A 25573-nucleotide genomic window follows, 5' to 3' on the forward strand; every position below is an offset into this window, starting at 1 on the left:
AGCCCGCCAGCATAAGCCCCGAGGTCCCCGAGGGTTCGCTCTCGGGATTGCCGGGCCCTAGCGGATTCCGGCTATCCGGGGACGGGGGAATGTCCCGAGCGGCAAAGGGGGCGGACTGTAAATCCGCTGGCTATGCCTTCGTAGGTTCGAGTCCTACTTCCCCCACCACCGGCCCACGCCTATGATCCGCTCGACTGGCTCGCGGGTGTAGCTCAATGGTAGAGCAACAGCCTTCCAAGCTGATGACGAGGGTTCGATTCCCTTCACCCGCTCCAGTCTCTTCATTGACTTAGAAGGTGAGTAGCCGGGCCGTTCGGAAACGGCCGGGCTGCTCATTCGGAACCTTGTTTCCGAGGCTGGCCCTTCGGCGCAGGCCGGCGTTTGATCAAACTCGCCTCAACACGCATCGGTTTGCGGGCTAATGAGTGGGGTAACCTAGTCCCACTCCGGCCTTAGCCGGCCCTCACGCACTCGGAGGTTCCGCAGGCCGCAATAGTTGACGACCTGCTCAATGACCTGCTCGTCGACCCGGTAGGGCGAGCCGTTGTTGATGACTGCTCGGGTCCGGAGGCCGGCGCACGTGGAAGGGCCAGCGGCCCGGAACGCCATGTTTGAGCGGCGGCCGGCCGCCAGAGGACGGGAAAGCCAGTTGTTGCTCCAGCGACCATTCGCAAAGATCTTGAACTCGCGAATGTCGTCCCTTGTCTCGTTGATGAGCCCGAAGCGCTTGTCGTCGCCGCGCTGAGCCGATGCGGCCTGGGCGAATAGGCCGCACAATGCGGCGACCGCGCAGGCCAGAACTCTCTTCTTCAACGTGAATGTCCCCCGATTGCGGCCGGCCCTCGCTTTCAGTTGCCGGCCATTCCCCGCTGGGACGGCTCGGCCCCCACGGGGACCTGCCATCCTGCACGGCTGAGCTAGCAGCCCGATCTGTCAGTGTCCTTGAACGGACGTGTCTCGGGGTTGGACGTCCGTATCCCAGTCGAGCCTCCGATGGGACCAACGCCGATGATGCCGCACAGCAACAAGGGATCAGGAAAGGTCCCGGCCGCTGCTCACCCAATGCCGGCTAGCCTTGCTGGCCAGGCGCCGGTCCGTAATCACGAGCCGTGTCTTACAAACAGCGCCATCAGGATACGGGATTGCTGGCCACGGCGCCGTTTACGCTCAGCCGGTTCTCCACCCGTGGGCTGCCGAGTCGCGACCGGCATGAAGCCTGGGCCAATCGCCATTGGCCCAGCGTGGCTCCGGTCTATCGCACCAATCCGACCGAACCCTTCGATGTGACCGTCGACTCGCTCGCGCTGAACAGCCTCGTCCTCCACGATGCGACGATCACCGGGCAGGAATGGATCCGCGATTCTGGCCTTATCCGCTCCTGGACCCCCGATGCACTCGGGGTGGCTCTGACTGTGGCCGGAAGGACGCGAGGCGTCTGGGACGATCGGGGCGCCAAGTCAGGGCCGGGCTCGATTCAGTTCGCGGATTTCGCCCGGCCATCCGCGCATGCCTCGACTGGCGGCCGGACGATCGTCCTCACGCTGCCCCGCACGATCGCGACCGACTGGGGTTTCCACGCCGAGCGCCTGCACGGCCTCGTCCTAGATTCACCGCTGGCGAATTTTCTCGTCTCGCATCTTCAGAACCTCCTTCGCTCCGCCCGAGGGTTGCCCGCGAGTAGCGCGCCCGCGCTGACGCGCGGGATTCTCGATCTCCTTGCCCTCGCCATGCGAGAGGTGGGAGCTGGCATCCCGCAGGAAAGGGTCGGACGCCACGGCCTTCGGCTAGTGGCGCGGCGGATCATCGATGCGGAACTGGGCTCCGCCGCGCTGACGATCGAACGCCTTTGCCGAAGGCTGCGGGTCTCCCGCTCGACGCTCCACCGCGCTTTCGAACTGGAAGGCGGCGTGCAAGCCTATATCCGCTCACGTCGTCTTGCGGCTGCCAGGGAGGCGCTCGAAAACCCGCATGGCGTCGAGCCGGTCCACGCAATCGCCGACCGTCTCGGCTTCAGCGATGCCGCCCATCTCAGCCGCCTTTTCCGCAGCCGGTATGGCATGAGCCCCAGCGATTGTCGGGCCCAGGCACGGCGGCAGCGTTGGAGTGACCGGCCGTAATCGTGGCGAAGGGCGAGGGAGGCGCTTGTTCTCGCGTAACGCCCGTGAGGATCATTCGGATAGGTGGGGAAGACGAAGGCACCGTGCGGTGACAGGGTTGGGCTCGTCTCCGTGCGGGCGGTCCGCTCGGTATCGTGCTTCAGCAGGAGTCGGACATGAAGCGGCCCGCCATCGTCCTGACCGCGTGTCTCCTCTCCGGCTCGCTCGCCTCCGGGCAGAGTGTGCCGTTCGGCGAGCCCAGGGCGAAGGCCGATCGTCTTTCGCAACCATCGCTGGGCGATCTGATGACCTTCGTCCAGTTCCGCCACATCAAGCTTTGGATCGCCGGTAAGGCTCGGAACTGGGAGGCTCTCGCCTACGAAGCCGGACAGCTGCAGGACTCGCTTGCGCGCTCGGCGCTCCTCTATTCCAACATCCCGATCGAACTCGTGCTCGCGATGAACAAGCCGCTAAAGGATATAGGCCAAGCTGCGAAGGAGAGGAACGCGGCGCTCTTCCAGGCCGGGTATCGCGATCTCCAGGCCGGCTGCAACGCTTGCCACCAAGCGGCGGGGATTGGCTTCATCCGGATCCAGACCCCGACGAGTTCCCCATTCACCGATCAGGCGCTGGGGTCCGGCGGGAAGGCCCGCTGAGGCGCGCAGCTGTCCCGCTCGCCTTCCATCATCCCTTGAGTTCGGCAAACCAGCCGAGCCGCCGCAACACGAACTTCTCGCCTTCGAGAACCAGCATCAGCGTGAAGCCGATTGCGACGAGCAGAAGCCCGTCCTCGATCCCGAGCGGGCGCGATCCGAAGAGCGCGTTCATGAAGGGCGCATAGGTGAAGAGCAGCTGCCCCGCGACGAGCACGGCGATCGCGAGAAGCACTGCCGGGGTTCCGGCTACGCCCTTCAGCGTGAACGACGTCACGTGGAGATAGCGGACGTTGAAGAGGTAGAAGATCTCGCCCACGATGAACATGTTGACCACCATGGTCCGCGCCGTTTCCAGGTCCCGGCCGCTCTCCAGCGCGTAGAAGAAGATGCCGAGAGCTGCCGCGGCGAGCAGGACCGACACAACCACCACCCGCCAGAGAAGGAATGGCGACAGGAGCGGTGCGTCCGCGGGCCGCGGCTGGCGCTGCATCACGCCCGGCTCCGGGGGCTCGAAGGCCAGGACCAGTCCGAGCGTGGCGGCCAAAATGAGGTTCACCCACAGGATCTGCGTGGCGGACATCGGTAGGCTGAAGCCGAACAAGATGGCGAGCACCACCGCGAGGGCCTCGGCCCCGTTCGTGGGGATCTCCCAGGAGACGACCTTGCGGATGTTGTCGTGGACCGTGCGGCCCTCGCTCACGGCGTTGACGATCGAGACGAAGTTGTCGTCCAGCAGCACCATCTGGGCAGCTTCCTTCGCCGCCTCCGTTCCCTTGATCCCCATGGCGGTCCCGACATCGGCCTGCCTGAGCGAGGGCGCGTCGTTCACGCCGTCGCCCGTCATTGCCACCACGAGGCCGTGGGCTTGAAGGGCCCGCACGATGCGCAGCTTGTGCTCGGGACTGGTACGCGCGAACACGGAGACGTGCATCACCCGCTCGCGTAGCTCGTCATCCGCCAGCGTCTCGATCTCGGCCCCGGTCGTCGCCTGCGGGTCGTCATCCAGCTTCAGCTGCCGGGCGATCGCAAGCGCCGTCGCGACGTGGTCGCCCGTGATCATCTTCACGGCGATGCCGGCGGCGCGGCACTGCGCGATCGCCGCGGCGGCTTCTGGCCGAGGCGGGTCGATAAATCCCACGATGCCGAGGAAGCCTACGCCGTCCCGCAGGTCTTCGAATCCGATGCTGGTGGTGCCGGGTGGGAGCCGCTTTGCCGCGAATGCCAGGACGCGCTCGCCCTCTGCGCCTGCCCGCGATATCTCCCTGTTCCAGAAGGCCGTATCGACGGCGCCCGAACACATGGGAAAGAGGGCCTCGGCCGCACCCTTCACGAAGACGACAGAGGTGCCGTCCGGTGCCCGATGAAGCGTCGCCATAAACCGGTACGCCGCGTCGAATGGGATCTCGTCGAGCCTCGGCCAGATCTCACGGATCGCCTGCGGATCCTGCCCGCCCTTCATGCCGAGGGCGATCAGCGCTCCTTCCATGGGATCGCCGTTCACCACCCACGTCTCGCCCGATCGGCGCAATTCGGCATCGTTGCAGAGCAGCCCGCAAAGGAGCACCTCCTGGGCTGACCGGAGGGCGGGCGGCTCGTCGCCCTGTGTGGGTTGGAGGCTGCCCTCCGGCGAATAGCCGGATCCCGAGGCCAGGAGCTCGTGCTCCGCCGTGACCACCCGGCGCGCCGTCATCTCATTGCGGGTGAGCGTCCCCGTCTTGTCCGTGCAGATCACCGAGGTGGCGCCGAGGGTTTCGACCGCCGGAAGCTTTCGGATCACCGCATTGCGGGCGGCCATGCGACGGACGCCGATCGCCAGCGTGATGGTGATCACCGCCGGAAGGCCTTCCGGCACGATCCCGACCGCGATGGCCACCACGGCGATCAGGGCATCGACCCAGTCGAACCCGCGCACCACCACCGCGAAGCCGAACAGGGCGGCGCTGGCAGCCAGCACGAACCAGGTGAAGCGCTGGGCGAAGGCATCGATTTGCCGGAGCAGGGGAGTGCTGAGCGGGGTGACGTTTTGCAGGAGTTCGCTGATCCGGCCGATCTGCGTTCCCAGTCCCGTCTCGACAACCACTCCGGTCGCTTGGCCCGCGGCGACGAGCGTGCCGGAGAAGGCCATACCGCGCCTGTCCCCAATTCCGGCTTCCTCGGGAACCGTCGAGATGTCCTTCTCTGCCGTGACCGACTCGCCTGTCAGCAGCGCTTCGTCGATGAGCAGGCGGCGCGCCCGGAGGAGCCGCAGGTCGGCCGGCACGCGATCCCCCGCCTCGAGCAGCACGATATCGCCCGGAACGAGATCGACGACGGGGGTGCGGCTGCGGTGCCCTTCGCGCATGACATTGGCGCTGGGCGCGATCATGCCCCGGATCGCGTCGAGGGCTTCCTCGGCCTTACCCTCCTGGATGTAGCCGACGATGGCGTTCACGACGACGACCGCAATGATCACCGCGGCGTCGACAAGATGGCCGAGCAGCCCGGCTGCGAGGGCCGCCGCGAGGAGGAAGTAGATCAGGACGTTGTTGAACTGTGCCAGAAACCGAAGGAACGCCGGCCGCCTGGCCGATTCGGGCAGCTGATTGGGGCCGTACCGGTCGCGTCTCCGTGCGGCCTCCGTTTCGGACAATCCGTCCGGCGAGCACTCGAGTTCAGCAAGCACCGTCTCGGGTGGGAGGCTGTGCCAAGCCCTATCGCGTTTCCTGGTCATGATCGCGATGCTAGCCTCGAAGTGCGGGAAGGTCGTCCCTGAGATCGGGACAGCTCAACCCTAAGATCCAACGGGGGTTCGAGCGCGGGAGGGGCTTGGCGCTATGAAGAAGATCCTCCTCGCGACGGATTTTTCGAGAGGATCGGACCGTGCTTTGCGTCGCGCTACTCTGCTTTGCAGGCAGCATGCGGCCGAGATGGTGGTCGTCCATGCAATCGACGACGACCAGGCCCCGCGTTTGATCGAGGCGGAGCGCAGCGTTGCATTGTCGCTGCTCGAGGAGCAGGCGAGGAGCATCGGAGAGATCGATGGCGTGGCGTGCAGCACGGATCTGCTGACCGGCGATCCTTACGCGGCGATCACGGAAGCTGCCGAGCGGCATTCGGCCGAGGTCATCGTGATCGGGCCGCACCGCCGCCACGTGGTTGGCGACACGATCGTCGGAACCACGGCCGAGCGGATCATCAAGGCGAGCCGCTGTCCCGTCCTGATGGTCAATGGCGTGCCGGCCGGCTTTTACCGGCACGTCATGATCGCGCTGGAACTGGCGGATTCTGGCCGTGATGCGGTCAGCTCTGTCCGGGCTCTCGGGATCGACAGGCAGGTCGGGGTCTCGGTGCTGCACATCTTCGATTCACCGGTCACGAGCCTCCTCGTCGGCGCCTCCATGGCGGGCGAGCAGGTGCGCAAGGCGCGCCTTGAAGAGGAGGCGCGGGCCTCCAGGGAGGTCGCCACCTTTCTCGCGGAGCTTGGCTTCGCCCCCATGGGGCAATCCGTGCTGCTGAACGAGGGGCCGATCGCCTCCACCATCCTGGCCGAGGCGAAGAGGCAGGGCGCCGAAATGGTCGTCGTCGGGACCGAGTGCCGGACCGGGCTCATGAAGCTCGTGCTCGGAAGCGTGGCGGAAGAGGTGCTCCGGACGGCCGAGATGGACGTGCTGGCCATCCCGCCGAGCCGTGGGCCGGCGTGAAACCCCCCATGATCTGCCACGGCGGCGTCGCGTTCATCGAGAGCCTGCTCGCCAATGCGCCGCATGCATGAGGAACGACTCGCGATCGGCCGCGATGGCTGACAGCCCGGCGAGCACGGGCTCCGCCCGCATGATGAGATAGGTGGGCGCCAGCCGCATCGTACCCTCGAAAGGCGCCTTGTGCTCGAAGGCCGCGCGAAAGGTGCCGTCGTGCGTAAATAGCGGCTCGATGCGAGGGGCGATGCCGCCGGCGATGAACACTCCACCATTCGCGCCGAAGATGAGGGCGAGGTCGCCGGCGAAACGGCCGAGCAGCGTGACGAAAAGGCGGAGGGCCTCTAACGCGATCCGGTCGCCCCCTCGCCAACCCGCGATGATCGCTGCTGGTGTCTCGAACGGCGCTGCGGCTCTGTGGACAGCGGCCACCGCGCGGTAGAGGCGGACGACGCCCGCCCCGGACAGCAGCGCTTCGGCCGTGATCCGTCCATGAACCCGCTCCAGCAAGGGCCAGATCCTGAACTCGCGCTCGCTCACCGGGCCGAACTCGACGTGACCGGCCTCCGTCGCCTGGATGACCCGGGTCCTCCCGAACGGCAGGAGCGCCGCCGCGCCTAGGCCGGTCCCGGGGCCGAGCACGAGCTGGGGGCCAGCCCGGTCGTCGCACGAGCCGATCCGCAGAGCTCCCCCGCCGTCGCGGCAGAAGCCCGGCAATGCCGCGGCCGTTGCCGTGTAGTCGTTGGTGAGAACGACCTCGTCGAGTTCCAGCTCCTGGCCGATGACCGCGGGATCGATCGTCCAGTTGGCGTTCGTGAGATGCACGGCGCCACGCGAGAGCGGGCCGGCGGCTGCGATGATGGCCGACCTCGGGGGGGCGCCCCGGTGCTGGCGCAGCGCGTCGCGGATGGCAGTGATAATCGTCCGATGCGACGCGGTGGGGGCCTTCGCAAGGAGCACCTCCGGCCTGCCGTGCTCGGAAAGCACCGCGAACCGTGCGAAGGTCCCCCCGACATCGCCGAGGATAACGGGGAGCGGTAGCATCATCTCGTCAATCTGTGCTTCCCGGCCTCATGGAACAACACCTCGGGTGTTATCGCCGGAGTCCCGCCTTGAAGCCGATCGTGACGCTTACGCTCAATCCCGCCATCGATGGAGCCGCCGAGGCCGAGGTGGTCCGGCCGATCCGGAAGATCCGCACCTCGAACGAGCGCTACTTCCCGGGTGGCGGCGGGATCAACGTCGCGCGAGTGATTCACGAACTCGGCGGCCACGCGCTCGCTATCTACCTGTCCGGCGGCGTGCCTGGACCCCTCTTCGATGCCCTGTTCGCCGAGACGGGCATTCCGTCCCGCCGCATAGCCATCGCCGACCACACTCGCATCAGCCAGGTCATTTTCGAACGCTCGAGCGGGCTGGAATACCGGTTCGTACCGGCAGGGCCGCAGATCGAGGAGCCCGAATGGAGGGCCTGCCTCGCGGCCGTCGAGGAGACGGATTTTGCCGTGCTCGTGGCGAGCGGCAGCCTTCCGCCGGGCGTCCCGACTGACTTCTATGTACGGCTTTCGGCGATCGTGACCGCGAGGGGCGCAAAGCTCGTCGTCGACACCTCGGGCGAGGCGCTTCGGCAGGCGCTCGGACACGGCGTCTTTATGATCAAGCCGAGCCTCGGCGAATTCGAGTCGATCATCGGGCGTCCGCTGCCCGATCCGGGCGACCAGAGAGAGGCTGCTCTCGGGCTGGTGCGGTCTGGCGCCGCAGAGATCGTTGCCCTGTCCCTCGGGCATGACGGTGCTCTGCTCGCTACCCGGGATGGAACGCTCAGGCTCCCTGCGCCCCCGGTGACGGCGAAGAGCGCCGTGGGAGCCGGCGACAGCTTCGTCGGGGCGATGACTCTGGCCCTGGCTCAGGGGAGCCCGGTCGAGGAGGCATTCGCGCGCGGTCTTTCGGCCGGCAGCGCTGCCGTCTTGTCCGCCGGGACGGAGCTCTGCCGGCCAGAGACTGTCGAGCAATTATACCGGGAACTCAGGGGCCGCGAGACCCTGGCCCTGACGCCTGCCTGACGGCCCGGGTCCGTAAGCGGACGACTAACCTTCCGGGAGGTCGGGCGTTGTCCGCCAGACGGCAGGGAGAAGCGGGATGAACGTTCAGGCCGGAACGGGTTTCGTCGAACGAAACCGGGCGGGCGCGGCGCGCATGAAGGCCGCAATCTTCGTCGAGCCGGGGAGGATCGTGCTGGACGAGAAGCCGATCCCGGATATCGGCCCGCTCGATGCCCTCATGCGCATCACCACCACGACGATCTGCGGGACGGACACCCACATCCTCAAAGGTGAATACCCCGTCGCGCGGGGGCTCACGATCGGGCACGAGCCGGTCGGGATCATCGAGAAGCTCGGCAGCGCGGTCGAAGGCTTCCGCGAGGGCCAGCGGGTCATTGCGGGCGCGATCACGCCGTCCGGCTACAGCAATGCCTGCATGTGCGGATGCTCGTCCCAGGACGGACCGGGCACGAAGCATGGCTTCAAGCCGATGGGCGGCTGGCGCTTCGGCAACACGATCGACGGCGCTCAGGCCGAATATCTCGTGGTCCCGGACGCCATGACAAACCTCGCTCCGGTGCCCGACCAGCTGACGGACGAGCAGGTGTTGATGTGTCCCGACATCATGTCGACCGGCTTCTCCGGTGCAGAGAGCGGGGGCGTGCGCATCGGCGACACGGTCGCGGTCTTCGCGCAGGGGCCGATCGGGCTCTGCGCGACGGCAGGAGCCCGGCTGATGGGCGCGACGCGGATCATCGCGGTGGAGAGCATCCCGGCGCGGCAGGAGATGGCGCGCAGCATGGGTGCCGACGAGATCGTTGACTTCTCCAAGGAGGATCCGGTCGAGGGAATTATGCGGATCACCGATGGCCGCGGTGTCGATGTTGCCATCGAGGCCCTCGGGCGGCAGGCGACCTTCGAGGCAGCGTTGCGCGTGCTGCGACCTGGAGGAACGTTGTCTTCGCTCGGCGTCTATTCGGATGACCTCCGCATTCCGCTCGGCCCCTTCGTGTCGGGGCTCGGTGACAACAAGATCGTCACGACCCTCTGCCCGGGTGGCAAGGAGCGGATGCGGCGTCTTCTGGATGTCGTCGCGTCCGGCCGGATGGATGCCCGAGCGCTCGTCACGCACCGTTTCAAGCTCGCAGAGATCGAGGCAGCCTACGACCTCTTCTCGAACCAGCGCGACGGCGTGCTGAAAGTGGCGATCACGCCCTGAGGCCAACTCGGGGCGTCACGCGCGACGCTGCCTCGGCCAGCGCTCGTAGAAGAACGGTCGGATAAGTCTGCGAGCCCATACCCGCAGGGTCGATGCAGCCGGCCTCCGGACACTCGGAACGGGGCCGGAAGGTCGTCGAGGATTAGCCCCTGGCCGGTTAGGAGGCTCACGGATGTCGTCGCCCACCATCGACCTCGTCCTGCTGGCCGCGTGCCTCGGGGCAGTGTTCGCTTCGACTACCGGCGCGGCGGCCCAGCCGACGACACTGTCTGCGCAGGAATCTGACCCGAATGTGATGGGGTGGATGAAGGGTTTTCCGCCTCCGGAAGACAGGATCATCACGCAGCCTGAATCGATCTACTTCAGCTTCCCTCGGCTCCGCTGGTCCGTCTGCTACATGCGCGAGTTGCTTCCGACCGAGGAAATCAGCCGGGGCATCGATGCACCCGTCCCGCTCAGCTCCCTGCCTCCAGACGAGTTGGCGGAGGAGCGGCGAAAGATCGATGCGCTGACGTTCAGGCCGCTCGGCAGCGACGAGGTCATGACCTGGGCCGAGTCCTATGACGCCAATTTCACGGACGGGATCCTCATCCTGCATAAGGATCGCGTCGTGTACGAGCGCTACTCCGGCTGCCTGAACGATCTCGGCAAGCACGCGGCCATGTCGATGACGAAGTCGCTCACAGGCCTCCTGGGCGAGATACTGGTCGTCGAGGGTAAGATCGACGAGGGGGCGCTCGTCGAGAGCATCATCCCCGAGATGAAGGGCAGCGCATTGGCCTCCGCGACCGTGCGGCAGGTCATGGATATGACGACGGGGCTCCGCTACTCGGAGGATTATTCGGATCCGAAGGCGGACATTTGGACTTACTCAGCCGCCGCTAGTCCTCTTCCGAAACCTGCGGGCTACAAGGGGCCGAACGGCTACTGGGAGTATCTCAAGCTCCTCCTGCCCGAGGGGCGGCATGGCGATGCCTTTCACTACAAAACCGTAGATGCGGACATGCTGGGCTGGATCGTCTCCCGCGTCGCCGAGAAGGCTGTCACTGATCTCGCGTCCGAACGGCTATGGCGCCCGATGGGCGCCGAGCAGGATGCCTACATGACCGTCGATGCGAGAGGCGTGCCCTTTGCCGGCGGAGGGCTCAGCGCCGGCCTGCGCGACCTTGGCCGGATCGGCCTTCTGATGCTGAACGAAGGCGTCATCAACGGGAAGCGGCTCTTTCCGGCCGAGGTCGTTCGGAAGATCCGCCGGGGAGGAGATCCTTCGAAGTTCGGCACCGCCTATCCGGCGCTGGTGGGTGGCAGCTACACCAGCATGTGGTGGGTCTATCCGGGAGGAAACGGCGTCATCGCCGCCCGCGGCGTGCACGGGCAGACCATCTATGTCGATCCCTCGGCCCACATGGTGCTGGTTCGGTTCGCGTCTTTTCCGAGGGCGGAGAACTCGCTCATCGATCCAACCTCTCTTCCAGCCTTCCAGGCCGTTTCGGCCTACCTGAAATCGAGGTGAGTGCCGGCCCCAACGACCGGGCCCCCGCTCATGGCCGCCGGGCTCATTCCCGAATTTCGTGCTGCAGAACCCGCCTTGATCCAGGTCAAGATGAATGCGCCTCTTGCGGCCGAAGAGGCTGCAATGTCTTCCGTCCAGCACCGACCCCCGATCTCGGGCAGACATGTCCTGCGGCTAGCCCTGATCGCAGTCGCGCTCGCGGGGCTTGCCGGCGGCCTCGCCGCCCAGTTCCTCGGCGAGGCGGACTGGGCCGCACCGCTATGGACAGCGGGAACCGTGCCCGTCCTCGCAGCGCTGCTGGTAGAGATCGTCTCCAGCCTGCGTCGCGGCGAGCTTGGCCTCGATATCGTGGCTGCGCTTTCCATGACGGTTGCGCTCATCTTCGGAGAAGCGCTCGCCGCCGCCGTCGTGGCGCTGATGTATGCTGGCGGGCAGGCGCTTGAAGCCTTCGCCGAGCGCCGTGCCACCCGCAGCATGACGGCGCTTCTCGAGCGCATGCCGCGAACCGCGATGCGCTACGTGGACGGCCGCCTCGAGACTGTGCAGATCGACGCGGTGGTCCCGGGTGATCGTCTTCTCGTGCGCCGGGGCGAGATGGTTCCCGTGGACGGCACCGTGGAGAGCGGCGTGGCCGTTCTCGACCTCTCCGCCATCACTGGGGAGACGCTGCCGGCGCGGGTCGGGCCGGGGGGCTCCGTCCTCAGTGGCGCGACGAATGCCGGGGATGTCTTCGACCTCACGGCTTCCCTGCGGGCCGCCGACAGCACCTACGCGGCCATCGTAGCGATGATCGAGGCGGCGCAGCGATCGAAAGCCGCGATGTCGCGCCTCGCGGACCGGTTCGCGATGGTCTTCCTGGCTGCCACGATCGCCCTGGCGGGCGGCGCGTGGTTCTGGACGGGGGAGCCGACCCGCGGCCTTGCCGTGCTGGTCGTGGCGACGCCTTGTCCCTTGATCCTCGCCGTACCGGTTGCGATCGTTTGCGGGATCGCGCGCGCGGCGAGGGTCGGGATCCTGGTTAAGGGCGGGCGGGCGCTCGAAACCCTCTCGCGCGTTCGCACCGTCGTTCTCGATAAGACCGGAACCCTGACCCACGGCACAGCCCGGCTGGTCGGGAGCGATGCGGCTGCCGGTTGGTCGGGCGAAGACGTCCTGCGCCTCGCCGCCTCCCTCGACCAGGCATCCAGCCACGTCACCGCGCAGGCGCTCGTCGCCGCGGCTCACGAGAAAGGCCTCCGGCTCTCGGTGCCTTCGGCGGTGATCGAGAGTCCAGGCGAGGGTCTCGCGGGCGAGGTGGACGGACGAGCGGTCGTCGTCGGCGGGCCGACATTCGTCGGGAGGCGTTCAGGCGCGGAGATCGGCCGGAGCGGATCGCCCGAGCCGGGGGCAAGCAGGGTTGCGGTCGCCGTCGATGGAAGCTGGGCGGGTACGCTGATCTTCGCGGACGCGCTGCGGAGCGAGGCGGTGCGCCTGCTGGCGGCACTTCGCAGCATCGGGATCAGGAGGATCGTGGTCGCCTCCGGTGATCGGCGCGAGGTCGTAAAGGCCGTCACTGCGGGCCTGCCGGTGGATCTCGCGGTTGGTGAGCTCACCCCTGAGGACAAGCTTGCGGCGGTCAAGGCGGAGCGGAACCATGGACCCGTCATGATGGTGGGCGACGGCGTCAATGACGCGCCGGCGCTCGCTGCCGCCGACCTCGGGGTCGCGCTGGGCGCTAGAGGCGCGGCCGCATCGGCGCAGGCTGCGGACGTCGTAATCCTGGTGGACGAACTCGACCGGCTGCTGCCGGCGATCACGATCGCCCGGAATGCGAGGCACATCGCCCTGCAGAGCGTCTGGGCCGGCCTCCTGATGTCGGGGGGCGGGATGATCGCGGCGGCGTTCGGCTACCTCACGCCGGTCCAGGGTGCGCTCATTCAGGAAGTCATCGACGTCATCGTGATCCTGAACGCGTTGAGGGCGCTCAAGGGCGATGAGACGACCTCTCAGGCCGGTGCCGTTAGGCAGCTGAGCCCCACAGGGACGCGCTTGCCCGATAGCGAATAATTCCCAGGAACGCGCTGCAGATCGGGGACGGCGTAGGTCTACTGGGGCGCCAGACTGGGGCCCCAGTTGTCGGAACAAAAGGTCGGACGGATCGATCTCCCGGAACTGGGCAGGCGCATACGAAGGCGCGTGTGCTCCGCTCCCAGGTGCACGGAGCGCGGGCATGTTCGATCCGAGACAGTTTCGACTGGACGGGGACGTGGCGCTGGTCACCGGCGCGGGAGCGGGTATCGGCCGCGGCATCGCCCTGACCTTCGGCGAGGCAGGCGCCGCCGTCGTGGTGAGCGACCTCAATGCCGACGCTGCCGGCCGGGTTGCGGCGGAGATCAGGCAGGCCGGGGGGCAGGCCGAGGACACACCCTGCAACGTTACGAAGGAAGCCGACCTGCAGGCTGCTGTCCGGAAGGCCGTGGATGGCTTCGGGAGCCTGACGATCCTCGTCAACAATGCTGGCGGCGGTGGCCCCAAGCCCTTCGACATGCCCATGGAGGATTTCCGTCGGGCGTTCGAGCTCAACGTGTTCTCGCTTTTCCGCCTAGCCCAGCTCGCTGCGCCGCACATGGCGGCGAAGGGCTGTGGCGCGATCCTCAACATCTCCTCCATGGCGGGCGAGAACCGGAACGTGCGGATGACCTCCTACGGCTCGTCGAAGGCAGCCGTGAACCACCTGACCCGCAACATGGCTTTCGACCTTGGCCCTCAGGGCATCCGCGTGAACGCGATCGCCCCTGGCGCAATCCGCACCGACGCTCTTTCGAGCGTGCTCACGCCCGAAGTCGAGAAGGCGATGCTGCGTCATACCCCGCTCGGCCGCCTCGGTGAGCCGCAGGACATCGCGAACGCGGCCCTGTTCCTGTGCTCCCCGGCGGCATCCTGGATCAGCGGGCAGATCCTCACGGTCTCGGGCGGCGGCGTGCAGGAGCTGAACTGACGGCGGGGCCCCTCGGAGCGGCCTTGGCGGTCGTCATCAAGAAGCCGGTCGGTGGTGAAGCCGGGCCATGAACGTGCGGGTCAGTTGCGCCACTTCCTCGGTCTTCTCGTCGAGCGCGAAATGGCCAGCATCGAGGATGTGGAGCTCGGCCGACGGCACGTCGCGCTTGTAGGCATGGGCGCCCGGCACGATGAACGAGGGATCGTAGCGGCCCCATAGGATGAGCATCGGCGGCTTGCGCTCGCGCAGCCACGCCTGCCAGCGGGGATAGGAAGCGACGTTGGTGCGATAATCGTAGAGCAGGGCGGCCTGGATCCCCCGCTGCCCTGGACGCAACAGGCGGGCGAACTCATCGGTCCAGCTGTCCGGATTGTAGCGCTCCGGATGGCGACTTGTGCCCAGGTGCCGCTGCTTCGTGCCCTCAAGCCCAACGAACGCCTCGACCTGCTCGGGGTGACCGGCAGGATCCGCCCAGTATCTCGCGATGCCGGCCCATTTCGCGCCGAGCCCTTCCTCATAGGCATTGGCGTTCTGGATGATCATCGCCTCCACGCTCTCAGGCGCGGCAATGGCCATGCGAAAACCGACCGGCCCGCCGTAATCCTGCATGAAGAGCGTGTGGCGGCCGACGCCCAGCTCCCGCAGCAAAGCTGCGATCGATTCCGCCAAGTGGTCGAAGGTGTAGCGGTACCGATCCGGCGATGGCGCGCCGCTGTGCCCAAATCCAGGATAATCGGGCGCGATCAGGCGGTACCGGTCGGCGAGGAGGGGGATCAGGCCATCCCACATGCGCGAGGAGGAGGGATACCCGTGCAGCAGGACGATCACCGGCGCGTCCTCGGGCCCAGCTTCGCGGTAGAACAGGTCCAGGCCCTCCACCGCCACCGTTCGGTAGGTGGTCGTGGCCGTTGTGTAGGGGATCGGCGCGGCGGCTGCGCTCTTCGGTGCTGCGCCCATGGCGGGATTCCGCTCCTCATGCACCTCCTCAACGCTTTGGGAGGGGGATCGGGCAGGCGCACCCGGCTCGGGTCGCGCAGTCGCGTCTCGGTTCAACGGGAAGGGAGCGCATCACGGCTGCAATCGCCGAGAGACAGTCGCGCTCGGACGCGCGCTGGGCTGGCCGACCCGACCGGCCTCATGGCCGATGACGGCAGGCAGCGGATGCGAACCGCCATCCCTTCACCAGGGTGGCCGTTCTCAAAGCTTTGCTGAAATCGACGTCTCGGTCCGCGTCGACGCCCTGCTGTAAAAGCGGAGCTCGCCCCTAAAGGGCAACAGCGTCAATGCAGGAATGGTAGCGGAGGAGGGACTCGAACCCCCGACACAAGGATTATGATTCCTCTGCTCTAACCAGCTGAGCTACTCCGCCGTCCGCGGTGAAAACCGGGAGGCGCCGTATAGGGACGGCCGGCGCTTCCTGTCAAGAATGGAAGCTGCCGATTTGCCCGCTGTGGCGCGCCTGACGAGGCAGGCGCGATCTCGCCGCGGGCAGCACCTGGAACTGCCCTATCGGCCAGGCATCGTGGCGATGCGCAGGGCGAAGATGCCGAAGACACCCGCAAAGGTGTAGTCGATGCCGCGCATCACGCGCGGGTGGCGCGTCAGGATGCCGATGGTGCGCTCCGCCCCTAGGACCAGCAGGGCTGCGAGCGGCGTCGAGAACACGACGAAATAGAGGCCGAGGAAGAGGAGCTGGCCGGCGGCGTTCGCGTTTCCGGGGTTCACGAATTGCGGCAGGAAGGTCACGAAGAAGAGCACGATCTTCGGGTTCGTCAGATTGACCCCGAAGCCGAGCAGGAAGGTGCGCCAGGCCGAGAGCTCCTGCCGGCCCGTATCGCGGAGGCGGAGTGCCGAGCCATGGCGCACGGCATCCACGGCGAGCCAGAGGAGGTACCCGGCGCCGACGATCTTGAGCACCATGAAGGCCGTCTCGGACGCGGCGAGTAGCGCCGAGACGCCGATCGCGGCCAGCACCGTGTGGATGCAGCAGCCGGCCATCGTGCCGAGCATCGCGAGAAGGCCCGCGCGGCGCCCGCCGGTGATCGTCTTTGCCAGGAACAGGCTCATGTCCGGCCCGGGCGTGATGAACAGCACGAAGCAGGCGAGCGTGTAGGTCGCGAGGACGCCCGGGGCCGGGACGAACTCCATGAGCGAAGGCATGGGCGTTCCTCAGGGCTTCAAGGGTTCGACCTTGGCGGCCTTGATGATTTCGGCCCAACGAGCCACGTCCTCGCGCTGGAAGGCGCCGAACGCATCGGGCTCGCGCCAGTTCAGGCTCATGCCCTGCTTGGCGATGTTCGCCTGCACTTCCGGTTTCTCCAGCGCGGCCTTGATGAGGTCGCGGTAGCGGTCGCGGATCGCCGGGGCGATGCCGGCCGGCGCGAAGATCGCACACCAGGCATCCGCCTCGACACCGGCAACGCCGGCGCCCGACAGCGTCGGCAGGCTCGGCAGGTGAGGGGAGGTGCGAGGCGAGGCGACCGCGAGGGCGCGCAACTCCTGCCCCTGGACCTGTCCCAGCACCGTCGGGACGGTGGCGAAGCTCATGTCCACACGCCCGCCCATCAGGTCCTGCAGCATCGGCGCCGCGCCGCGATAAGGCACGTGGACGAGGGCGATACCTGTCTTCGCCTTGAAGAGCTCCATCGTGAGGTGCGAGGCCGAGCCGAGGCCGGTGGACGCACAGGTCAGCTCCTTGCCGCCAGTCCGGGCGAGCGCGAGCAACTCCGCGACGTTCGCCGCGGCGAGATCCTTCCGGACCACCAGGAGATGCTGCAGGTCGGCGAGGCCGCCGAGGGTCGCGAAATCCTTCACCGGGTCGTAGCCGCCCCCATCCGGCAGCAGCGAAATGTTGGTCGCGTGCGTCTGGTTGGTGGACAGGACGAGCGTGTGGCCGTCCGGCTCTGCACGCGCGACACGGCGTGTGCCGAGCGCGCCGGAGGCGCCAGGCTGGTTCTCGACGACGACCGATTGTCCGAGCGGGCCTTGGATGCCCTCGGCCACGATCCTGGCGAGCACGTCGACGGCGCCGCCTGCCGGATAGGGCACCACGATCGTGACCGTGCGGCTCGGCGACCAGGACTGGGCCGAGGCGGGTCTGGCCATGGCGAGAGCCGCGGCCGCTCCCGCCCCTCCCGCGAGCATGCGTCGGCGATCGATCATCCCATTCTCTCCTGTCCAGTCGACCGTAACCCGTGAGGCCGGCTTCCGGCGGGACCGGCCGGGGCTTAAATGAGCGCCTCGGGGTGGTCCAGCTTTTGAAGGCCAGCAGGGGACATCGTGGCATGCGACAGATGCTGAGCAGGCTCGCGCTCGTGCTCCCCCTGGCCGCCTGGGCGTCGGGCGCCCTGGCGCAAGGAGCGCCTCCGGGGATGCCTGCCCCCGGGCCTGCCACGATCCTGTCCGACAGGGCGCGGCTCCTGCCGGCGATCGCCCGCAACGGGATGGTCTCCTCGCAGGAGGCGAAGGCGACCCGGATCGGCGTCGACATCCTTCGCCGGGGCGGAAACGCGGTCGATGCAGCCGTTGCCGTCGGCTTCGCGCTCGCCGCGACGCTGCCCCGCGCCGGCAATCTCGGCGGCGGCGGCTTCATGCTGGTTCATCTCGCCGATCGGAACGAGACGGTCGCGATCGACTATCGGGAGACCGCGCCGGCCGCCGCGACCCGCGACATGTTCCTTGACTCGGGAGGCGAGCCGGATCCCCGAAAATCCCGGGACAGCGGGCTCTCGGTCGGCGTGCCCGGGACTGTTGCGGGCCTCGCCCTAGCCCGCGAGCGCTTCGGCTCCGGCCGGTTTACGCTCGCGGACCTGATCGCGCCGGCCGAAAGCCTCGCCCGCGATGGGTTCGAGGTCGAGGACGACCTGGCGGATTCGCTGCCGGGGGCCGCCGGGCGGCTCGGACGTTTCCCGGCCACGCGCGCGGTCTTCTTCGCGGGGGACCGCCCGCTCGGCCGGGGTGAGCGTCTCGTCCAGCGGGATCTCGCCGATACGCTGGCCACGATCGCGAAGGGCGGTCCGAAGGCCTTCTACGAGGGGGAGACCGGATCCAGGATCGCCGACGCCGTGCGCAAAGCGGGCGGCGTGATGACGGCGGATGATCTCGCCCGCTATGCGCCGCTCGTGCGGAATCCGGTTCGTGGCACCTATCGGGGTTATGAGGTCGTCTCGATGCCCCCGCCGAGCTCCGGTGGCGTCCACCTCATCGAGATCCTCAACACGCTCGAGGGGTTCGATCTCGCGGCTCTGGGCGGCGGCAGCGCGGAGGCGATCCATCTGATGGCCGAGGCCATGAAGCCGGCCTATGCGGACCGCGCGGCGTGGCTGGGTGACCCCGACCGGGTGAAGATCCCCGTCTCCGGCCTTCTCTCGAAGGAGTACGCGGCGAGGCTGCGGGCCCGGGTCGACCCTGCCCGAGCCCGACCTGCCGACGAGGTGGCGGCCGGCGATCCGCTGCCCTTCGAACCGGACCAGACGACCCACTTCTCCGTCGTGGACGGGCAGGGCAATGCGGTCGCCAACACCTACACGCTGAATTTCTCTTACGGGCTCGGTCTGGTGGCGGAAGGAACCGGCATCCTCCTCAACAACGAGATGGATGACTTCGCGGCGAAACCAGGGGCGACCAATGCCTACGGCCTCGTCGGCGGGGAGGCGAACAGCGTTGCGCCCGGTGCGCGCCCGCTCTCGTCCATGACGCCGACCTTCCTGTTCCGCGATGGAAGGCTGGTCATGGCGACCGGGAGCCCCGGCGGCAGCCGCATCATCACGACTGTCCTCCAGGTGATCCTCGGGTCCGTGGATTTCGGGCTGAACATCGCCGAGGCTGTGGCCGCGCCGCGCATCCACCATCAATGGCGGCCGGATGCGCTGCTGGTCGAAACCGGCCTATCGCCCGACACGTTGCGTCTTCTGCGGGAAAAAGGGCATCGCGTGGTGGTGGGCTCGACGTCGGGATCCGCTAATTCGATCGTCGTCACGCCGGAGGGCCTGGCCGGCGCTGCCGATCCCCGGCAGCGGGGCACGCTCGCCGAAGGCTATTGAGAAGGGAACATCATGGCTGCTGCATCGGGCATTCGCATCGGCCTCCTGGCCGGGCTTCTCAGCCTCGTCCTGGCCGGCTGCGGGATCAACAATGTGCCGACCCTGCAGGAGCGCGCCAATGCGGCATGGGGCGAGGTGCAGAACCAGTACCAGCGGCGGGCCGACCTCATCCCGAACCTGGTCGAAACCGTCAAAGGCTATGCCCAGCAGGAACGGGAGGTCCTGACCGAGGTCACCGAGGCCCGCGCGAAGGCGGCGAGCGTGAAGGTTGATGCCTCGACCATCACGGATCCGGCCAAGTTCAAGGAATTCCAGGACGCGCAGAACCAGCTGTCCGGCGCACTGGGGCGCCTGCTCGTCACGGTCGAGCGCTATCCGGACCTGAAGTCCAACCAGAACTTCCTGGCCCTGCAATCGCAGCTGGAGGGGACGGAGAACCGCATCGCGGTTGCGCGCCGGGACTACATCCAGACGGTGCAGGCCTACAATACGGAGCTTCGTACGATACCCGGGCGGTGGATCGCCGCCATCCTCTATCCGGACGCGAAGCCGATGGAGGTTTTCACCGCCACGCAAGGCTCGGACCGGCCGCCGCAGGTGAAGTTCTAGCCTGCGAGCCTGGAAGTGGCTCTGCTAAGGCCGGGCTTGGTCGCCCAGATGCCGCGCCGCATGCTGGCGGTGCTGGCGCTCGGCCTGCTGCTGGTCTGCGGGGTTGCGGTTCACGCGCTTGCGCAAGGTTTTCCCGCCCCCACCGGCCGCGTGGTGGATGCCGCGAACCTGCTTAGCCCGGAGCAGCGCGCCGCCCTCGAAGCGAAGCTCAAGGCGCATGAAGACAAGACGTCGGATCAGGTCGTCGTCGCGACCGTGCCCTCGCTCGGCGGAACGAGCGTCGAGGATTATGGCAACCGCCTCTATCGCCACTGGCAGCTCGGGCAGAAGGACAAGAACAACGGCGCGCTGCTCCTGGTCGCGCCGAACGAGCGCAAGGTCCGGATCGAGGTCGGCTACGGTCTCGAAGGCGCGCTGACCGACGCTTTGTCCGGCGTGATCATCCGGACAGCCATCGCGCCCCGCTTCAAGCAGGGGGATTTCGCCGGCGGGATCGATGCGGGCGTCGACGCGATCCTCGCGATTCTCACGGGCGACGCCGAGGAATGGCAGCGCCGCGCGAAGGTTCGCGCTGACGATCAATCCGAGATCGACTGGATCACGATCATCGTCATGGTCGTGATCCTGATCATCATCGTGCGGGCCTTCTTCCGGGGCGGAGGCGGCGGGTCGTCCCGCTCCCATCGCCGCCGGGGTGGATCCTGGGTCGTCATGCCGGTTCCAAGCGGGGGAGGCTGGGGCGGCGGCTTCTCGGGCGGCGGAGGCTTCGGGGGTGGGTTCGGCGGCGGCTTTTCCGGCGGGGGAGGCTCCTCCGGCGGCGGGGGGGCTTCGGGATCATGGTGAGATGCTGAGCGAAGAGGAGCGCCTGCGCGTCGAGGCCGCAATCCGCGAGGCGGAGCAGCGCACGGCCGGCGAGATCGTCGTCGTCGTAGCGCGCCAGGCGAGCGGCTACCGGGCCATTCCCTTCCTGTACGCGCTGGTTGCGGTGCTAGCCGCTCCGTGGCCGCTCATCCTCTGGACCGAGCTCGGCCCCGTTCGCATCTTCTCCGTCCAGCTCGGCATCGCGATTCTCGTCCTCGCGCTCGGCGCCTGGATGCCGCTGCGGCTCCGCCTCGTGCCTGGTCCGATCAGGCGGGCCCGCGCCCGGGAGGCGGCCCAGCACGAATGGCTCGCGCGCGGCATGGCCGATACCCGCGGGCGTACCGGCGTTCTCCTCTTCGTGTCGGCAGCCGAGCACCATGCGGAGGTCATCGGTGACCTCGCGATTTCGGGGCGCGTCGGCGAGGCGGAATGGCGCGGCATAATCGAACGGCTCATCGCCGCATTTGCCCGCAACGCGCGGACGCAGGGGCTGGTGGAGGCCGTCCAGGGGATCGGGGTGCTCCTCGCCCGGCACGCACCCGTGGAGGAGCGCGACGCGGACGAACTGCCCAACAGGGTCGTCCTGCTTTGACGCCCTCCTGAGCCTGGATCCGTTCGGGACGGTTCGGCGAACCGCAGCGCGATCAGCTTCCGCCGCTCGCGAGACCGAACGTCGGAAAACGCCCTATTTCCCGCTCACGCGCCAGCGGCGATGCATCCAGAGCCACTGTCCCGGGTTCTCGCGGACCCATTCCTCGACGATCGAGGTCATGACCTGCGTCGCCCGCGCCACGTCGATCCGCCCCTCCTCGTCGCGGGGCAGATCAACCGGCGGGGTGAGTTCCAGGCGGAAGCGATGACCCTGCAGGCGGACCACCCGAACTCCGTGAACGGGGCAATCATGGTGGCGGGCGAGCTTGGCGAGGAGCGGGTTCGTGAGCGCCGGCCTTCCCATGAACGTCGTCACCACGCCCCGCGTGAAGTGCTGGTCGATGAGCTGGCCGAGATGGCCGCCACGCTCCAGCACTCCGGCGATCGCAAAAGCCGCGCCGCCACCGGAGGATGCCGTCAGGCCGCCCATCGTGCCGGATCGAACTTCGTAAACGAGCCGCGCCGCCGCCGGATCGTTCGGCGGCCGGAAGATGGCCGTCGCGTCGAGCCCGAACCGGGCGGCGCAGATGGCGGGCAGCTCCCAATTTCCGAGATGGGCCGAGAAGATGATCCCCGGAAGGCCGTCGTCTCGCAGCTTCAGGAAATGCTCGATGCCGACCACCTCGACGCGGCCAGGCGCCGGTGCCTCGGGATCGTAGTCGAAGAGCTTGCCGAGATGAGCGTATTCAGCGCCCGTGCGACCCAGATTCGCCCAGGCGCTCCGCGCGATGCGGATGCGCTCGGCCTCGCTCATCTCAGGGAAGACAGCGCGAAGGTTCGCGAGCGCAATCCGGTGCTGCGGCAGAAGGGGCCCGACGGTGCGGGCGAGCCAGGCGCCGAGATCGCTCGACCGCTCAGGGCCGAGGAGGCGCGCGAAGCCGAAAACGCCCCGCACGGCGGTGGCCATGATGGCGCCGAGCACACGAGACTTGATGGCTCGGAATCCGGTACGTGAGCGGGACATTGTCGAAATCTGAGTACCGTGCCGGGGAGTGGCTTCCCTCAAAAGAGAACGCCCTGGCGGGCCCGTCACGGGCCGCAATCCGCATGGATGAACGCGATGGACCCGCTTACGCCGAAGCACGGCCGCGGGGCAAGCCGACGCGCGCGGCAAGACGGGAGCGCGCCGGGCGGCGGGGTTCAGAGCGTCGCGATGATCTTCCCGAACACGCGCCGCGATTCGAGCTTCTCGAGGCCCCGCGAAAACTCTGCGACCGGAAGGACCTCGTCGAGGACCGGCTTCAGGCCGCCTTCCATCTTGGCGAGCGAATCCGTGATGTTGGCCATGCGGCAGCCAAACGAACCGGTAATGCGGTATTGCTGCTGGAACAGCTGCATCAGGTTCATCGAGGTGGAGACACCGGAGGTCGAACCACAGGTCACCAGGCGGCCGCCCCGCTTGAGGCAGAGCAGGCTGCCGTTCCAGGTCTCGGCGCCGACATGCTCGAAGACGACATCGACGCCGCGCCTTTTCGTCAGCCGGCGAACCTCGCCCTCGAAACGCTCGGCCCGGTAATTGATGACGTGATCGGCCCCGAGGTCACGCGCCTTCTTGCCCTTCTCGTCGTCCCCGACGGTGGTGAAGACCGTGCAGCCGATCGCCTTTGCCATCCGGATCGCCGCCGTGCCGATGCCCGAGCCGCCGGCATGGACGAGGATCGTCTCGCCCGGCTCCAGGCGAGCGTTATCGAACAGCATGTGCTGGACGGTCCCGAAGGCGATCGGCGCGCAGGCCGCGTCCTCGAACGAGACCGCATCCGGGATCCGCAGCACCAGCCGGGCCGGCATGTTCACGAGCTCGCGCGAGAAGCCGTCAAGGTGAAACCCCATGATGCCGCCCACCTCCTCGCAGAGGTTGTCGCGGCCCTCGCGGCAGGCGCGGCAGCGCCCGCAGATCAGGGCGCCGTACATGACGACCCGCTGGCCGGGTGAAAGCGAGGCGACGTCTTGCCCGACGGCCGCGATCTCGCCCGACGCCTCGGCGCCGACCACGACCGGCAGCTTCCGCCGGGCGAACGCCATGCCCCGGAAGCCCCATACATCGATATGGTTCAGGCCGACGGCTTTGACGCGGATCTGAACCTCGCCGGGCCCCGGCGGGGGAGGCGGATCGACCTCTGTGAGGCGCAGGTCGCGATCGCCAAAGAGTTGGAGAGCTTTCATTCTGATCGGGCCTTCTCAGCGATGCACGCCGAGCATCGCGGTGAGGCCGCCATCGACGGGGAGGACCGCGCCGGTGATGTAGGCTGCCGGCGGCGTCAGGAGAAAGCCGACCAGCGCCGCGATTTCCTGCGGCCGGGCGAAGCGGCCGGCCGGGATCTGCTTCTCCATCTGCGGCCGATGGGCGGCGTAGCCAGCCATCATCTCGGTATCGATGAAACCTGGCGCAACGTAGTTCACCGCGATCCCGCGCTTGGCGGTCTCGATCGCTAGTGTGCGGCAATAGGAGAGGAGGGCGCCCTTTGAAGCCGCGTAGGCGGCATTGCCCGCATTCGCCTGCAAGGCTGCGACGGACCCGATCGCGACGATGCGTCCCTCGCGGGCGCGCAGCATGCCGCGCATGACGGCTTTCGCCAGGCGGGTCAGGGACCAGAAGTTCACCTGCATGGCGGCTTCGGCCTTGTCCTGCGCGATCATGGCCGTGAGCGCGTCGTAGGGCTGACCGGCATTGTGGACGAGACCGAACCAGGTCTCGGCCTCGATCTCGGTCGCGAAGTCCTCAAGTGCGGTCTTGTTGGAGAGATCCAGCTTCCTTGCCCGGATCGCCACGTCGGGATGGGAGGCGGCGAGGGTCTCCGTGAGTCGAGCGGCTTCCTCGGCCGAGTTGCGATAAGTGAAATCGACAGCGAAGCCTGCACCCGCCAGTGCGGTCACGATCGCGGCGCCGACGCCCCGGCCTCCACCTGTGACGAGGACGCGCCGCTGCTCGGAACCGGCGCTCACTTGGGCTCTGCCCCGAGGACGAGGCAGGTATTCTGGCCGCCGAAGCCGAAGGAGTTCGACAAGACAAAACGGACCTGCGAATCACGCGCCGCGTTCGGGACGACGTCGAGCGGAATCGCCGGATCGGGAACCGCATAGTTGATGGTGGGCGGCAGGCGCCCGTTCGTGATGGTGAGCAGCGACATCACGGCCTCGACCGCTCCAGCTGCGGTGAGCGTGTGGCCGATCATCGATTTGTTGGACGAGATCGGCACCGCGCCCATGCGCTCGCCCATGACCTTCATGCAGCCGAGCGCCTCCATCTTGTCGTTCTCGGGCGTGCCGGTGCCGTGCGCGTTGACGTAGTCGATGTCATCCGGGCTGAGGCCGGCATCCTCGATCGCCTCCCGGATGGCGGCAATGATCGGAGCGCCGTCCGGGCTGGAGCGGGTACGGTGAAAGCCGTCGCCTTTCTCCCCGCAGCCGAGCACGTAGCCGAGGATGCGAGCGCCGCGCGCCCTCGCAGAGGCGGCGCTCTCAAGCACGAGCGCTGCCGCGCCTTCACCCATGACGAAGCCGTCGCGATTCTTGGAGAACGGCTTCGCTGCGCCTTCGGGAGGCGTGTTCTGCGTCGAAAGGGCGGACAGGAGGGAGAACCGGATCAGAGATTCCGGGTTCACGGAACCGTCGGTCCCGATGCAGAGCGCGGCTTCCGCTTCGCCGCGCCGGATTGCCTCCACGCCAAGCTGGATCGCGGTCGCGCCCGACGAACATGCCGTCGAGAGCGAGATCGGCGAGCCGAGTGTGCCGAACCGATCGGCGATGCGGTCGGCGACCGTTCCGAAGGTGAAGAGATCATGCCAGGCATCGAAGCGACGGGTCGCGGCTCCGGCCAGGAGTTGAGAGTAGGTGATGCTCGCTTCGTCGCCTGAACTCGCCGCCGCGGCGAGAGCCTCGCGCTGAGGCCATTCGACTTCGACGGGAGGGACCGCAACAAAAAGAGGCCCTGGGAACTCGCCGGTCCGAGCGAACGCGGCCTGCGCGACGGCCTCTCCGGCCGCCAACTCGGCGAGACGCTCCGAGAGCATGGGCGCGCAGAACGGCTCTACTGGCTCGAAATCCACGGTCCCGGCGATACGGGTGCGCAGGTTCTCGGTCGAGAAGCGCCGAATCTCGTGGATGCCCGAACGCCCGGCCGTCAGGGCGGCCCAGTTCTCGTCCTGCCCCCGCCCGAGCGAGGTCACGACGCCCATGCCCGTCACGACGACGAGCGGACGCCCGAATTTGTCGGTCTCAGCCTGTGCCATGTCG

General features: G+C 67.5%; 22 protein-coding genes and 3 tRNA genes. 14 read left to right on the top strand and 11 right to left on the bottom strand.

Features of this window, described 5'->3' with window-relative positions; all coding sequences use genetic code 11:
* Nucleotides 1-83 precede the first annotated feature (83 nt).
* Nucleotides 84-168, top strand: a tRNA-Tyr gene (locus ACO2SS_RS08225).
* 33 nt (nucleotides 169-201) lie between these two features.
* Nucleotides 202-275, top strand: a tRNA-Gly gene (locus tag ACO2SS_RS08230).
* 160 nt (nucleotides 276-435) lie between these two features.
* Here ACO2SS_RS08230 and ACO2SS_RS08235 read toward each other — a convergent pair.
* On the bottom strand, nucleotides 436-813 hold the full coding sequence (locus tag ACO2SS_RS08235) for a hypothetical protein (RefSeq protein ID WP_423277125.1): 378 nt from the start codon (nucleotides 811-813) through the stop codon (nucleotides 436-438).
* A 329-nt stretch (nucleotides 814-1142) separates the two neighbouring features.
* Between ACO2SS_RS08235 and ACO2SS_RS08240 the strand changes: the two genes are divergently transcribed.
* Together ACO2SS_RS08240 and ACO2SS_RS08245 are read left to right on the top strand one after the other, a co-directional pair.
* Nucleotides 1143-2117: a helix-turn-helix transcriptional regulator gene (locus tag ACO2SS_RS08240; RefSeq protein ID WP_423277126.1), complete on the top strand. Its 975-nt coding sequence runs from the start codon at nucleotides 1143-1145 to the stop codon at nucleotides 2115-2117.
* 155 nt (nucleotides 2118-2272) lie between these two features.
* Nucleotides 2273-2752 carry a hypothetical protein gene (locus ACO2SS_RS08245; protein ID WP_423277127.1) on the top strand — a complete coding sequence of 160 codons (480 nt, stop codon included), beginning with the start codon at nucleotides 2273-2275 and terminating at the stop codon, nucleotides 2750-2752.
* A gap of 28 nt (nucleotides 2753-2780) precedes the next feature.
* Here ACO2SS_RS08245 and ACO2SS_RS08250 read toward each other — a convergent pair whose 3' ends face one another.
* Entirely contained in the window at nucleotides 2781-5462 is a 2682-nt protein-coding gene (locus ACO2SS_RS08250) for an HAD-IC family P-type ATPase (protein WP_423277128.1), read from the bottom strand.
* Between the two features lie 103 nt (nucleotides 5463-5565).
* Between ACO2SS_RS08250 and ACO2SS_RS08255 the strand changes: the two genes are divergently transcribed.
* Entirely contained in the window at nucleotides 5566-6432 is an 867-nt protein-coding gene (locus tag ACO2SS_RS08255; protein ID WP_423277129.1) for a universal stress protein, read from the top strand.
* A 33-nt stretch (nucleotides 6433-6465) separates the two neighbouring features.
* Here ACO2SS_RS08255 and ACO2SS_RS08260 read toward each other — a convergent pair whose 3' ends face one another.
* Entirely contained in the window at nucleotides 6466-7473 is a 1008-nt protein-coding gene (locus ACO2SS_RS08260; RefSeq protein WP_423277130.1) for a glucokinase, read from the bottom strand.
* Nucleotides 7474-7538: 65 nt separating this feature from the next.
* Between ACO2SS_RS08260 and ACO2SS_RS08265 the strand changes: the two genes are divergently transcribed.
* The 5 genes from ACO2SS_RS08265 to hdhA all read left to right on the top strand — a co-directional run bounded on the left by ACO2SS_RS08265 (nucleotide 7539) and on the right by hdhA (nucleotide 14177).
* Nucleotides 7539-8489, top strand: a complete 951-nt coding sequence (locus ACO2SS_RS08265) for a 1-phosphofructokinase family hexose kinase (RefSeq protein ID WP_423277131.1) — start codon at nucleotides 7539-7541, stop codon at nucleotides 8487-8489.
* 76 nt (nucleotides 8490-8565) lie between these two features.
* Entirely contained in the window at nucleotides 8566-9687 is a 1122-nt protein-coding gene (locus ACO2SS_RS08270) for a zinc-binding dehydrogenase (RefSeq protein ID WP_423277132.1), read from the top strand.
* A gap of 172 nt (nucleotides 9688-9859) precedes the next feature.
* A complete protein-coding gene (locus ACO2SS_RS08275) occupies nucleotides 9860-11200 on the top strand; it encodes a serine hydrolase domain-containing protein (protein ID WP_423277133.1) in 1341 nt (446 codons plus the stop codon).
* Between the two features lie 123 nt (nucleotides 11201-11323).
* Nucleotides 11324-13246, top strand: a complete 1923-nt coding sequence (locus ACO2SS_RS08280; RefSeq protein WP_423277134.1) for a heavy metal translocating P-type ATPase — start codon at nucleotides 11324-11326, stop codon at nucleotides 13244-13246.
* 163 nt (nucleotides 13247-13409) lie between these two features.
* Nucleotides 13410-14177, top strand: a complete 768-nt coding sequence (gene hdhA / locus ACO2SS_RS08285) for a 7-alpha-hydroxysteroid dehydrogenase (protein WP_423277135.1) — start codon at nucleotides 13410-13412, stop codon at nucleotides 14175-14177.
* Nucleotides 14178-14213: 36 nt separating this feature from the next.
* On the opposite strand, the gene ACO2SS_RS08290 is transcribed toward hdhA, so the two are convergent.
* The 4 genes from ACO2SS_RS08290 to ACO2SS_RS08305 form a co-directional block, all read right to left on the bottom strand.
* Nucleotides 14214-15134, bottom strand: coding sequence for an alpha/beta fold hydrolase (locus tag ACO2SS_RS08290; protein WP_423277136.1), 921 nt, complete (start codon nucleotides 15132-15134; stop codon nucleotides 14214-14216).
* Nucleotides 15135-15469: 335 nt separating this feature from the next.
* Nucleotides 15470-15546: transfer RNA gene (locus ACO2SS_RS08295), tRNA-Met, on the bottom strand.
* Between the two features lie 137 nt (nucleotides 15547-15683).
* Nucleotides 15684-16337 carry a LysE family translocator gene (locus ACO2SS_RS08300; protein ID WP_423277137.1) on the bottom strand — a complete coding sequence of 218 codons (654 nt, stop codon included), beginning with the start codon at nucleotides 16335-16337 and terminating at the stop codon, nucleotides 15684-15686.
* Between the two features lie 9 nt (nucleotides 16338-16346).
* A complete protein-coding gene (locus ACO2SS_RS08305; protein ID WP_423277138.1) occupies nucleotides 16347-17339 on the bottom strand; it encodes a Bug family tripartite tricarboxylate transporter substrate binding protein in 993 nt (330 codons plus the stop codon).
* Between the two features lie 122 nt (nucleotides 17340-17461).
* On the opposite strand from ACO2SS_RS08305, the gene ggt reads away from it, so the two are divergent.
* The 4 genes from ggt to ACO2SS_RS08325 are packed head-to-tail and all read left to right on the top strand — an operon-like array spanning nucleotide 17462 to nucleotide 21281.
* Nucleotides 17462-19219: a gamma-glutamyltransferase gene (ggt, locus tag ACO2SS_RS08310; protein ID WP_423277139.1), complete on the top strand. Its 1758-nt coding sequence runs from the start codon at nucleotides 17462-17464 to the stop codon at nucleotides 19217-19219.
* A 12-nt stretch (nucleotides 19220-19231) separates the two neighbouring features.
* Complete coding sequence (locus tag ACO2SS_RS08315; RefSeq protein ID WP_423277140.1) at nucleotides 19232-19828, top strand: LemA family protein; 597 nt, start codon at nucleotides 19232-19234, stop codon at nucleotides 19826-19828.
* A 21-nt stretch (nucleotides 19829-19849) separates the two neighbouring features.
* Complete coding sequence (locus ACO2SS_RS08320; RefSeq protein WP_423277181.1) at nucleotides 19850-20671, top strand: TPM domain-containing protein; 822 nt, start codon at nucleotides 19850-19852, stop codon at nucleotides 20669-20671.
* A 1-nt stretch (nucleotide 20672) separates the two neighbouring features.
* Complete coding sequence (locus ACO2SS_RS08325; protein WP_423277141.1) at nucleotides 20673-21281, top strand: TPM domain-containing protein; 609 nt, start codon at nucleotides 20673-20675, stop codon at nucleotides 21279-21281.
* A gap of 93 nt (nucleotides 21282-21374) precedes the next feature.
* Here the strand turns inward: ACO2SS_RS08325 and ACO2SS_RS08330 are convergent, their stop codons facing one another.
* From ACO2SS_RS08330 to ACO2SS_RS08345, 4 genes are all read right to left on the bottom strand, one after another.
* A complete protein-coding gene (locus ACO2SS_RS08330; protein WP_423277142.1) occupies nucleotides 21375-22304 on the bottom strand; it encodes a lipid A biosynthesis lauroyl acyltransferase in 930 nt (309 codons plus the stop codon).
* A 176-nt stretch (nucleotides 22305-22480) separates the two neighbouring features.
* Nucleotides 22481-23503 (bottom strand): zinc-binding dehydrogenase, encoded by a 1023-nt coding sequence (locus ACO2SS_RS08335; protein WP_423277143.1) that lies wholly within the window; start codon nucleotides 23501-23503, stop codon nucleotides 22481-22483.
* A 15-nt stretch (nucleotides 23504-23518) separates the two neighbouring features.
* Nucleotides 23519-24283, bottom strand: coding sequence for an SDR family NAD(P)-dependent oxidoreductase (locus ACO2SS_RS08340; RefSeq protein ID WP_423277144.1), 765 nt, complete (start codon nucleotides 24281-24283; stop codon nucleotides 23519-23521).
* Nucleotides 24280-25569: a beta-ketoacyl-ACP synthase gene (locus ACO2SS_RS08345; protein ID WP_423277145.1), complete on the bottom strand. Its 1290-nt coding sequence runs from the start codon at nucleotides 25567-25569 to the stop codon at nucleotides 24280-24282. The genes ACO2SS_RS08340 and ACO2SS_RS08345 overlap by 4 nt, the downstream gene beginning before the upstream one ends.
* Between the last annotated feature and the right edge of the window lie 4 nt (nucleotides 25570-25573).

Source organism: Enterovirga sp. CN4-39, from assembly GCF_049446235.1.
Classification (GTDB): Bacteria; Pseudomonadota; Alphaproteobacteria; order Rhizobiales; family Beijerinckiaceae; genus Enterovirga.